This is a genomic window from Synechococcus sp. A15-62, from assembly GCF_014280075.1.
Taxonomy (GTDB): Bacteria; Cyanobacteriota; Cyanobacteriia; order PCC-6307; family Cyanobiaceae; genus Parasynechococcus.
The window spans coordinates 1,396,921-1,408,726 of sequence record NZ_CP047950.1 but is presented as its reverse complement, the minus strand read 5'-3'; the positions used below and the strand labels follow the sequence as shown (position 1 = coordinate 1,408,726).

Below are 11,806 nucleotides of genomic sequence, written 5' to 3'. Positions count from 1 at the left end.
GGTCCGATCGCTGATCGAGTTGTTCCCTGTTATCGGTGAATTGTAGATCTCAATTATAACTTCTTCTATAGACGAATCCTTGACCAAGGGTTGCGTCAGCAGCCTATGGATGCTCTGCCTTTTGGCTAGTCGGAATGATGGCTTGTTATATTTCATGCTTCTTGGGGGAGTGAGGTTCCATTAAATCAATCAGCGCCGCCTAGGGGACGATGATTTGATCTGAGCGAGGAATTTTTTGGAAATCGTTTGTTTCTCGGAAGTGTAGAATTCTTGACTTCAGATGCTGTTCTAGCTAGTTTAGCTGAGTCTTGTTTGGATGTTGCTGTTTGCAGCGCCGTGTTGCAAACTTTTCTAGCATCTAAATAACGCTTTTGAAGCGCGCGATTGGCTGTTTTGAGCATCCGCTTTTCGTGAAATCCTGACATTGCTAATCGTTTGTGAAACCTGACATGCCTTCTGGAAGGTCCGTCAAGAACATCCACCTTGTTACCGGCGGTGCCGGCTTTCTCGGCTCGCATTTGGTCGACCGGCTGATGGAAGCCGGTGAAGAAGTGATCTGTCTGGACAACTATTTCACCGGGCGCAAGGTCAACATCGCCCGCTGGATCGGCCATCCCCGCTTCGAACTCATTCGTCACGATGTCACCGAACCGATCAAGCTCGAGGTGGATCGGATCTGGCATCTGGCTTGCCCTGCCTCGCCGATTCACTATCAGTTCAATCCGGTCAAAACCGCCAAAACCAGCTTCCTGGGTACCTACAACATGCTGGGCTTGGCGCGGCGGGTGGGGGCACGGTTGCTGCTCGCCAGCACCAGTGAGGTGTACGGCGATCCTGAGGTGCATCCCCAGCCAGAGAGCTATCGCGGTTGTGTAAACCCGATCGGAGTGCGCAGTTGCTACGACGAGGGTAAGCGCATCGCCGAGACCCTCTGTTTTGACTACCAGCGCATGAATGGGGTGGAGGTGAGGGTAATGCGGATTTTCAACACTTATGGCCCGCGCATGCTCCCCGATGACGGCCGGGTGGTGAGCAACTTCATTGTTCAGGCCCTTCGTGGTGAACCCTTGACGCTGTATGGCGATGGCAGTCAGACCCGTTCGTTTTGTTACGTGAGTGATTTGATCGAGGGCATGATGCGATTGATGAATGGAGCTCATACGGGACCGATGAATATCGGCAATCCGGATGAATTCACGATCCGGCAGCTGGCAGAACTGGTACGCGCTCGGATCAACCCGGCTTTGCCTTTGATTGAGAAACCTTTGCCGCAGGATGATCCGATGCAGCGCAAGCCTGTCATCGACTTGGCTCGAGAGCAGTTGAATTGGCATCCAACTGTGTCACTGGAGCAGGGCTTGGATCCGACGATCGATTCGTTCCGTAAGGTCCTGAATTTTCGAGATCACCCTGAGGCTTGATGACTCAACGGATCTGCTGCATCGGTGCGGGCTATGTGGGTGGTCCGACCATGGCGGTGATCGCTGATCGTTGCCCGCAGGTGCAAGTGCAGGTGGTGGACATCAACCAGGCGCGCATCGATGCTTGGAATGATGCCGATCTGAGCAAGTTGCCGGTGTATGAACCCGGGCTCGACCGCGTGGTGGAGAGGGCTCGAGGGCGCAACTTGTCGTTCTCAACCGATGTGGCGGCCTCGATCGCTGCTGCAGACATGGTGTTCATCTCAGTGAACACGCCCACCAAGACGAAGGGGCTTGGCGCTGGACAGGCCAGTGATTTGCGCTGGGTGGAAGCCTGTGCTCGAGAGGTGGCTCAGGCGGCCACCGGCCACACGATCGTGGTGGAGAAGAGCACCCTGCCGGTGCGCACGGCTGCCGCCATCAAAACCATCCTGGAAGTTGCTGGTGACGGAGAGGATCAGCGCACCTTTTCGGTGCTCTCCAATCCTGAATTTTTGGCGGAAGGAACGGCCATTCGTGATCTGGAGGCTCCGGACCGGGTGTTGATCGGTGGCGATGACCCTGCATCCATTGATGCCCTCGTCGCGATTTACGCCCACTGGGTGCCCCAGCAGCAGATTCTGCGCACCAACCTCTGGAGCAGTGAGCTCTCCAAGCTCACCGCCAATGCCTTCCTGGCCCAGCGGATCAGTTCGATCAATTCGATCGCGGCGTTCTGCGAGGCCAGTGGGGCGGACGTGCGCGAAGTGGCCCGGGCCATTGGCACCGACAGTCGGATCGGTCCAAAATTCCTCAATGCTGGCCCAGGTTTCGGTGGCAGCTGTTTTCAGAAGGACATTCTCAATCTGGTGTATCTATGCCGGCATTTCGGCCTGCCGGAGGTGGCTGATTACTGGGAGAGTGTGGTGGCTCTGAACACCTGGCAACAGCACCGCATTGCCCGGTTGGTGGTGGAAAAACTGTTTGGCACGGTGACCGGAAAGCGGCTGGCGATTCTTGGTTTTGCGTTCAAGGCTGACACCAACGACACCCGAGAGGCTCCGGCGATTCGCATCTGCCGCGACCTTCTTGAGGAAGGCGCTCAGCTAGCCATTCACGATCCCAAAGTGGCTGTTCAACAGATGGCCCGTGACCTTCAACAGAAGGCAGAACCCCAGGAAGACGCACTCAGTGGAACTGGCAGTTGGGCTGAAGCTCGCACTGTTGAAGAGGCTGTAACCAGGGCCGATGCGGTACTTGTGCTCACTGAATGGCAGGAGTACCGCACCCTCAACTGGATGTCTCTGGCCCCTCGGATGCGCAAGCCGGCCTGGGTCTTCGATGCTCGGGCGATCACCGATCACGAGCAGGTGAGAGCGGCAGGCCTCACCCTTTGGTGCGTTGGGGATGGAGATGTTTGACTGTAAGGAATATGACTTATCTAAGGAAATATTGTGGTAATTGTTTTTTCTGTTAATTCGTATGTGTGTTGATTTCTCCTGTTGATTGCAATTCGTTTTCCGTTACACTTGCACATTTTGGTTGGATAAAGATTGTTAGCTTTGTGTTTTCTGGTCAATATTTTGTTAAATCTTTGGCTCCCTAATTGACTGTTTGGCTTCCTTGTGTGTGGTCTTATTCGTGTGTAAATAGGTGTGGTAAGTGTCGAGTGGTCTTTGGTTCAATTTTTAATATCGCGAGCAGATGGGGGTTGGCCTCACTTTCCTTGCTGACCTCCGCGGATTCTCTATTATTGAAATTAATTGGGATGTAGTATAGGTTTTGTAGGGCTCAAATCGGACTTGTTGGAGCTCTATATAGTCAGTGAATTATTTGCACTTATTAGTTTCTCGATGAGAGAATCTTGTGTCAAGAGGTGGAAATGTGTTCTAATTTTAGGATAATCCTAGTGAATTCTAGCCTGAGGTTAGACGCTAGGTGTTTTCGGTTTCTTGTAATCGTGTTGTGTGGGGATTAGTCCTGGATTAAGGTAATGTTTAGGTATCCTTTTGCTGGTTTTTTATTGATTTTTCTTGGTATGTAATCATTGTCTCCTGGGATTATTTGTCTTATTAATTTTGTGGTGGTTCCTGGTTGACACAGCGTGTAATTTAAACAGGCTGAATACTTTTTATTGCTTGCAAAAATGCTCAACTTTGATCGGTTTGATGTTGGCATGATTAACCAGGTATTGGCGATTTCTCTTTTTTGTCACTAATAAAGTGCACTGCTTGCTCTGTTGTGTTACTGGTTAAATTTCTGTTTTCGCGCTGTTGATTTCCCTTTATGGCGAACCTGCGTTAGTCGAAAAGCTCCTCGAGCATTTCGCGCATGCGTTCGTTGGAAACCACCATGGGCTCGCCGGCCTGACGGCGGAAGAAGTAGGCCCGATGTTCCTGGTTGATGCTTTCAACAGCGGCGGCCTTGCGCACCAGCAGCTGGGCCAATTTCTGACGACGTTCGGGGGACACAACAGGCCGGTGGCTTTCACCAACGTGTTGGCCTGATGGCCCCGCACCCGCACAAGCCCCTGTTCTCTCAAGGGTTGGGTTGCATCCGTTCACAAGCCCATAAAAAAGCGAGGGTTCTTCAGGCCCCCGCTTAGGTCGTCTTCTGTTCTGGGGTGTGACGACACCCAGTCCAGTTCGCAGCTTTCGCCGGCTGCTTCATGGAAGTTAACACTGGTTTTGAGGTCGGAGTTGAGCAGACTCCATCCATGGCCCAGCGCTTCGATTCCAACACCTACCTCCTCGGCCCTGGGGTCCGCCTGCTTGAGGCCAGCGCTGGTACCGGCAAAACCTTTGCTCTGGCGCATCTCTGCCTGCGGTTGATCACGGAGGCCGACCACTCCCTCGAGGCGTTGTTGGTGGTGACCTTCACCGATGCGGCGGCCGAAGAGCTGCGCTCCCGCATCGGCCAGCGGCTGCAACAGGCGTTGCAGGGCCTCGAACAGCTGGAGCAGGGGATGGAGGCTTCCGCTCCAGACCCCGTCCTGGCGGACTGGCTGTCGGGTTCCGAGCCAGGGGAGGCACGTCAGCGGTGGATTCGGCGCTTGCTGGTGGCCCTCGAGCAGCTGGACCGGGCCGACATCACCACCATCCATGGCTTCTGCCGCCGCAGCCTGCGCCGTCTGGCCCTCAGCAACGCTGCGGCGATGGAGCCTCAGCTGGACACCGACGCCTCCGCGCTCCAGGCCGAGGTGGTTCAGGACCTGTGGCAACAGGAGCTGCTCAGCCTGCCGCCGGATCAGTTCAAGGCGTTGCGTCAACGCGGCCTCTCTCCCCTGACCTTGCGCAGGGGGTTGGCGCAACTCGATGGCGAACAGCAGCCGCGGTTCAGGGCCGTTGATGGGGCGATCGATCTCGACCAGCCCCTCGCCCCACAGCTGGAGCACTGGCTGGCGCAGCTCTGGGACGACTTCGTGCCGCTCTGGCAGCGGGACCATGCCGCCCTGGATGCCGGGTTCCGTCAAGCGGCCGAGCAGTGGAAAGCCCAGGGCTGTGGAACCACCACCCCTTATTCCGCCAAGCCCAAGACCGATCGCTGCGCGCAGATCAACCAGTGGCTGGATGGGCAGACCTCAGTGCCATCGCTGCTGGAGATTGCCGCCCGTGAGAAGCCGCTGAAGGAGTACTTCCACCCCGGCAGTTGGTGCAAGGTCGCGCGCAAGTGCGGTGAGACCGACCCCAGCCTGGTAATGCCGGCTCTGCAGGCCGCCGTAGCGGCGCTCTGGGATGCACCGATTGAGCGCACCTGGCAGTACCTCCTGGAACGGGGCTTGCAGGAGCTGGACCGCCGCCGTCGCCGACGTGGGGTGATCACATTCGGTGGCTTGTTGGCCGCCATGGATCCCGGCGATGACGCTGTTGCCTGGCTTGCACCGCTGCAACAGCGTTACCGGGCTGTGATGGTGGATGAGTTTCAGGACACCGACCCCGTGCAGTGGCGCTTGTTGCAGCGCGCCTTCGGTGGTGGTGAACGCCACCTGCTGCTGTTGGTCGGGGATCCCAAGCAGGCGATCTACCGCTTCCGTGGTGGTGATCTGGCCACCTACATGGCCGCGCGGGATCAGGTGGAGCGGATCGATCACCTGCTCGACAACTTCCGCACAACGGCACCGCTGATGGAGGGGTTGAACCGCTTAATGGCTCCGGGTCTCCCCCGATCTGAACTGCCGGTGCCCGCGGTGCAGCCCCGCAGCTCCGCCACCTCACCCCAGGATGCCCCGGCGTTGCAACTGCTACTGCTCTCCACGGAGGCGCCCTCCAGCCGCAGTGCCCTGGAAGCAGATCTGCCCCGACGGCTCGCCGCGATGGTGCTGGAGCAACTGCAGCAACGGGACGACCTCACCCCAGCGGATCTCTGTGTGCTGGTGAGTCGTCATCAACAGGCGGAAGACCTGCGCCGCGCCCTGGGGGCCTGCGGGCTTCCCACCCGCCTGGTGACCCAGGGCGATGTGCTCGACAGTGAAGCCGCATTGCTGTTGCAGTGGTTCCTCGATGCCCTGGCGGAACCGGGCGACGACGCTCGCCTGCGCCTGCTGGCCTGCTCTGGATTGATGAACATCGCGCCCGATGCTCTGGAGCCGGGGCGGTTGGATCAGCTGGCGCTGCAGCTGCGTGGTTGGGCTGAGCTGATGCCGCGGCTGGGTCTGCTCGGGGCTCTGGCCGATCTGCTCAACGGCGAACAGATGGCGGGGCTGTCGGAACGGGGCCGGATGCTGGGGGATCTGCAGCAGGCGGCACGGCTGGTGCAGGAGGCGATGCACCGCCAGGGGCTCAATGTGGCCACCGCGGCGGATTGGTTGCGGCGGGAGCGGTTGCACCCCAGCCAGCCCGTACCGGAGGCCCGTCAGCCCCACAGCGATCAGGCCGACAGCGCCATCGCCGTGGTCACCGTCCACCGCAGCAAGGGGCTGGAATATCCGGTGGTGATCTGCCCCTATCTCTGGCAGTCGCCCCCAGCCGTGTCCGGTCCGCTCTGGCGTGATCCGCGCTCTGGGGAGTGCCTGGCGCGGGTGGATGTTCATTGGGGGGAGGGCTGGCAGGCCGCGCAACAGGCGCAGCAGGACGCTGCGGCGGAGGCCGAGCGGCTGGCCTATGTCGCGGTCACCCGAGCCCAAACCCAATTGATCCTGATCTGGGCCAGGGCCAACGGCCAGGAGGATTCCCCGTTGCCCGCCTGGTTGTTCGGAGCTGAGGCCGCTGGGGATGCGATCGACAGCCTCACCGATGAGCGGCTGAGCCAAGCCCTGGCGGAGCGACAGGTTCCGATCAGCATCGATGGCCTGGTCGAGAGCCTGCCCAGTGGCAAGTGTTGGCGGCCTCCGCTGCTGGCCGAGCCCTTGGCCCTTGGTTCCATCCCCAAGCGGATCGACCGGAGTTGGGGCCGGGCCAGTTACTCGGCCTGGATTGCTTCATCCGACGACGTTCAGCTGCATGAACAGGGTCGCGATCGCGATCCCGGCGCTGAGGAATCGACGTTGGAACTGATGGCGGCGAGGGCAGAACCGGCATGGTCTGAGACGGGGCCGCTGGCGGCCTTTCCGCGCGGGGCCGGGGCCGGGGACTGTCTGCACCGGATCCTCGAACAGTTCCCCTTTTCTGCGGCGGAGGCCACGGAACCCCGCCAACGGCACGAGCTGATCGCCGCCGAGTTGCGCCGGGCCGGGCTTGATCCCGATCTGCAAAACGATGTGTTGACGGGGTTGGAGCAGGTGTTGAAGACGCCCCTCGGGGGACCGCTGGGGGCGTTGTCGCTGGATCGGCTGGGGCCGCACCAGCGCCTGCCTGAACTCAGTTTTGATCTGCCGGTGCAGCACGTACGCACGGTCGATCTGGTGGCCGCCTTCGGTTGTGATGCCGAGGCCCGTTTTGGCCGCTCCTACAGCCCGGCGCTGGCGTCGCTCTCGATCAACAGCCGCGGGTTTCTCACCGGTTCCATCGATCTGGTGTTCCAGGACCCCCAGCACCAACGCTGGTGGGTTCTCGACTGGAAGAGCAATTGGATCGGTGAACGGCGCACCAGTGCTGAGCCCGGACTGTGCGGACCGCATCACTACTCCCAGGAGGCGATGGAGGCGCAGATGCTGCACCACCACTACCCCCTGCAGGCCCACCTCTACCTGGTGGCCTTGCACCGCCATCTGCGTTGGCGGCTGCCGGATTACAACCCGGAGCAGCATCTGGGGGGGTACGTCTACTGCTTCCTGCGGGGGATGCCCGGAGCTGTGAGTGCCTCTCCGGAGGATGCTGTCGGACCGGGACGCATCGTTGAATCCGTGCCGCTCAATCGCATCGCAGCCCTGGATCGAGCTCTGGGGGAGGTGCCGGCGTGACGGAGTTGCTGCCCCCGGGAACCAGCACGTGGCCCTCCAGCTTCACGGCTGGCCTCCATGCTGCCCTGCGACGTCGGATCCCGCCCCAAGTGGATGGCCCCGCCCTGGAGGAGCTCAGTCGCGACCTGGTGCTGGCCTTGGAGCAGGGAGAGTTGACGGTGGCGCTGACGCCGGAACGGCTGGCCGTTGCCCAAGCCAGTGGCTGGCTGGAAGGCGATGCCTCTCCCCTGCTGCTTCAGGCTGATCGGCTGGGCTGGCGCCGCTGGTTGCAGGCTATGGAGCAGGTGGTGACCGAGCTGGTGGAGCGGGCCCACGCTCCGGTTCCCAAGCCCGTCAAGGCAGTCGATCCCGAGCTGTCGGATCGTCTCAACGCTGAACAGTGCGCTGCCGTGCGCGCCTTGGATCAGGCCTCGGTTGTGCTGCTCAGCGGTGGTCCGGGTACGGGCAAAACCAGCACGGTGGTGGAGATTCTGGCCCGGGCAGAAGCCCGCCATCCCGGCCTGCGCATCGGTTTGGCGGCCCCCACCGGCAAGGCGGCCCGGCGCCTGGGGGATGCGGTGCTGGCGCAACGGGCTCCGTTGCCTTGCAGCACCCTCCACCGCTGGTTGGAGGCCGGCAGCCGTGGCTTCGGCAGGCACCGCCAGCGTCCCCTTGAGCTGGATCTGCTGGTGATCGACGAGATGTCGATGCTGGATCTGGCCTTGACCCAGGCCCTGCTCGAGGCGTTGCCCAGCGGTTGCCGGCTGCTGTTGGTGGGGGATCCAGCCCAGCTGCCGCCGGTGGGGAGTGGAGCGGTCTGGCACCGGCTTCAGCAGCCGGACGTTCGCAGTCGCTTCGGTGAAGGGGCGGTGCACCTCGAGCGCACTTACCGCAACCGCGGTGCGCTGGCCCAGGTGGCGCACCAGTTGCGCCAGGGGGATCTGGCCGCGTTCGCTGCGGATCTGGCTGCGTTGCCTGCGCAGGCCAATCTGCAGGTGCATCCCAGCCCCCTGCGTCGTTTTCCAGCCTTGGTGCGCCAGCGCTGGCTGGAGCGCCTCCAGCAGCTGCAGGCGCTGACGGTTGATCTCGACCGCTGCAGCGAACAGGAGCTGATGGCGGAGTCCCGGCCCTTGTTTGCGCTGCTCGAGCAGGACCTGTTGCTCTGTCCACGCCGCCGGGGGCCGTGGAGTCTTGAAGATGTGCACCGCACGCTGCTGGGGGCCAATGCCGCCGACAAGATTGAGCGTTGGCCGATCGGCTTGCCGGTGATCTGCGGCAGCAATCAACCGGAACTCGGCTTGGCCAATGGCGACCTCGGGGTTGTGATCGGGGCAGGCTCTGAACAACGCCTGTTGTTCCAGGTGGTGGATCCCGATGGCCAGCTGCAAGTGCGCCGTCTGCATCCAGCCCGTTTGCAGCGTCTGGAGCCCGCTGTGGCGCTCACCATCCATCGGGCCCAGGGCAGTGAGGCGGATCGGGTGATCGTGCTCTGGCCCGATCCCCTCGAGGATGGCCCGGCTGCTGACCATCAACGCCGTTTGCTCTACACAGCGATCACGCGAGCCCGTGCCAGCCTTGATCTGGTGACGCTGATCTGACGCGGGTGGACTGATGCGGGTTGAGCGTCCCTGGGGCTGGTACGAAACGTTGACCCAGGGGGACAACTATTTGGTCAAACGCCTGCTGGTTCATGCCGGGCAGCAGTTGTCCCTGCAGCGGCATCGTCATCGCAGCGAAAGTTGGACCGTGGTGTCGGGTTCGGGGGCTCTGCTCTGCGGTGAGACATGGCACGCGGCCAGCGCGGGCGTCATGCTCTCGATCCCCTGCGGCGCTGTGCATCGCGCCCGTGCAGACGGTTCAGATCTGCTGATTCTGGAAGTTCAGCACGGTGATGATCTGCGGGAAGACGACATCGAACGGCTGCAGGATGATTACGGCCGGGTGATAACTTGAGGGCCAACCTTTGAAGCGTAGGCAACACAACCAGAGGGCAACTCTTACGTTGCAGGGAGGTTGTGAGCCTGATTTCAGAGATCAATCAGGCGAAGCCACCTTCCATGACTGAACAGCAACAGCAGCGCGACGATTCCGCCTGCGCAGTGGATCTTTCTGCATCCGACCTGCCGGAAGCCAACTCCAATGCTGAGGTGTTCACCACAACCATCACATCGGCTGAACCGGAATCCGGTTTTGCCGGTTTTGGGTTCAGTGAGGCCCTGCTCCGCACCCTGGCGGACAAGGGATACAGCGAACCTTCCCCCATTCAGAAGGCGGCCTTCCCCGAGCTGATGCTCGGCCGCGATCTGGTGGGTCAGGCCCAGACCGGCACCGGTAAAACAGCAGCGTTTGCGTTGCCGTTGCTCGAGCGTCTGGAAAGCGGCCAGAAAACACCCCAGGCTCTCGTTCTCGCCCCCACACGGGAGCTGGCGATGCAGGTGGCCGAATCGTTCAAGGCCTATTCCGCCGGCCATCCCCATCTGAAGGTGCTGGCGGTGTACGGCGGCACGGATTTCCGCTCCCAGATCAGTGCTCTCAGGCGTGGTGTGGATGTGGTGGTGGGTACCCCAGGCCGGGTGATGGACCACATGCGTCAGGGCACGCTCGACACCAGTGGTCTGCGCAGCCTGGTGCTCGATGAAGCGGACGAAATGCTCCGCATGGGCTTCATCGACGATGTGGAGTGGATCCTCGATCAGCTTCCTGAGCAGCGTCAGGTGGTGCTGTTCTCAGCGACGATGCCTCCGGAGATCCGTCGTCTGTCCAAGCGTTATCTCAAGGACCCTGCTGAGGTCACGATCCGCACCAAGGATCAGGAAGGCAAGCGGATCCGCCAGCGCTCGATCACGGTGCCGATGCCGCACAAGCTCGAAGCTCTGCAAAGGGTTCTCGACGCCTGTGGTGGTGAGGGTGTGATCATCTTCGCCCGCACCAAGGCGATCACCCTGACCGTGGCTGAAACCCTTGAGGCAGGCGGTCATCAGGTGGCGGTGCTCAATGGCGACGTTCCCCAGAACCAACGGGAACGCACCGTGGAGCGGTTGCGCAGTGGATCGGTCGACATCCTTGTGGCCACCGACGTTGCGGCGCGGGGTCTTGATGTGGAGCGCATCGGCCTGGTGATCAACTACGACATGCCGTTCGACAGCGAGGCCTACGTGCACCGCATCGGCCGGACGGGCCGGGCTGGACGCACCGGCGAAGCGGTTCTGTTCGTGACCCCACGGGAACGGCGCTTCATCCGCAACCTCGAGCGGGCCACGGGGCAGCCGATCGAAGCGATGGAGGTGCCCGGCAACACGGCCATCAACCAGGGACGGCTCGACCGCCTGCGCAAACGTTTGAGTGATGCAGCCCAATCTCAACGCCCTGATGCCGATGAAGCGGCCTTGCTTCAGGAGTTGATGCAGCGGGTGGCCACGGAACTCGAGCTCAGCCCCGAGCAGCTGGCCATGGCAGCACTGAACCTGGCGATCGGACCCGATGCGCTGCTGCGCAAGGGTGACGACGACTGGATTCAGAACACCCGCCGCAACGACCGCGACCGCGATCGAAATTCAGGAGACCGCCGTGAGCGGCGCGAGCGTCCGGTACGGGCACCTGAGGAGAACATGCAGCGTTACCGCGTTGAGGTGGGTCACCGCGATCGGGTCAAACCCGGCAATCTGGTGGGCGCTATCGCCGGCGAGACAGGACTACAGGGCCGGATGATCGGTCGCATCCAGATCTTTGACAATCACAGCCTGGTGGATCTTCCCAAGGGCATGCCGGAGGATGTGTTCAACAGCCTTCAACGCCTGCGCGTGATGAACCGCGAACTGCAAATCAGCAAGGCCTCTTGATGCGTGCGCTGCTGGCTGTTGGCCTGCTTTCGGCTCCCCTGGCCGCTTCAGCTTCGGACAACAGCCTGATCACCCAGTTCTGCAGAACAGCTGTGAAGGCCGAGCTGCAACGGGCAGGGACTGTTCCTCCGGAGGGCATGGTGGACGACACCTGCCGTTGTTTCCTTGCCGAGGTCCAGAACAGGGCGGGGATCCAGATGGCGCAGGCCACCTGCAAGGCCAAGGCAGCCGAGACTTACGGCCTTTGATCC

8 protein-coding genes are annotated in these 11,806 nt (G+C 61.1%); 7 read left to right on the top strand and 1 reads right to left on the bottom strand.

Going from position 1 to position 11,806, the window contains the following annotated elements; translation table 11 throughout:
* Positions 1 to 449: 449 nt before the first annotated feature.
* Positions 450 to 1,421, top strand: a complete 972-nt coding sequence (locus tag SynA1562_RS08050; RefSeq protein ID WP_186493449.1) for a UDP-glucuronic acid decarboxylase family protein — start codon at positions 450 to 452, stop codon at positions 1,419 to 1,421.
* Positions 1,421 to 2,821, top strand: coding sequence for a nucleotide sugar dehydrogenase (locus SynA1562_RS08045; protein ID WP_186493448.1), 1,401 nt, complete (start codon positions 1,421 to 1,423; stop codon positions 2,819 to 2,821). The genes SynA1562_RS08050 and SynA1562_RS08045 overlap by 1 nt, the downstream gene beginning before the upstream one ends.
* A gap of 879 nt (positions 2,822 to 3,700) precedes the next feature.
* Here the strand turns inward: SynA1562_RS08045 and SynA1562_RS08040 are convergent.
* On the bottom strand, positions 3,701 to 3,871 hold the full coding sequence (locus tag SynA1562_RS08040; protein ID WP_186493447.1) for a hypothetical protein: 171 nt from the start codon (positions 3,869 to 3,871) through the stop codon (positions 3,701 to 3,703).
* 245 nt (positions 3,872 to 4,116) lie between these two features.
* Here SynA1562_RS08040 and SynA1562_RS08035 point away from each other — a divergent pair, with 245 nt between their 5' ends.
* From SynA1562_RS08035 to SynA1562_RS08015, 5 genes are all read left to right on the top strand, one after another.
* Positions 4,117 to 7,737 carry a UvrD-helicase domain-containing protein gene (locus tag SynA1562_RS08035; RefSeq protein ID WP_186493446.1) on the top strand — a complete coding sequence of 1,207 codons (3,621 nt, stop codon included), beginning with the start codon at positions 4,117 to 4,119 and terminating at the stop codon, positions 7,735 to 7,737.
* Positions 7,734 to 9,314, top strand: a complete 1,581-nt coding sequence (locus tag SynA1562_RS08030) for an ATP-dependent RecD-like DNA helicase (protein WP_186493445.1) — start codon at positions 7,734 to 7,736, stop codon at positions 9,312 to 9,314. Before SynA1562_RS08035 ends, SynA1562_RS08030 begins: the two co-directional genes overlap by 4 nt.
* 13 nt (positions 9,315 to 9,327) lie before the next feature.
* The gene (locus SynA1562_RS08025) at positions 9,328 to 9,669 is read left to right on the top strand and encodes a phosphomannose isomerase type II C-terminal cupin domain (RefSeq protein ID WP_186493444.1); all 342 of its coding nucleotides are present in this window, start codon (positions 9,328 to 9,330) and stop codon (positions 9,667 to 9,669) included.
* 104 nt (positions 9,670 to 9,773) lie between these two features.
* Complete coding sequence (locus tag SynA1562_RS08020) at positions 9,774 to 11,555, top strand: DEAD/DEAH box helicase (RefSeq protein WP_186493443.1); 1,782 nt, start codon at positions 9,774 to 9,776, stop codon at positions 11,553 to 11,555.
* A complete protein-coding gene (locus SynA1562_RS08015; protein ID WP_186493442.1) occupies positions 11,555 to 11,803 on the top strand; it encodes a hypothetical protein in 249 nt (82 codons plus the stop codon). The genes SynA1562_RS08020 and SynA1562_RS08015 overlap by 1 nt, the downstream gene beginning before the upstream one ends.
* Positions 11,804 to 11,806 lie beyond the last annotated feature (3 nt).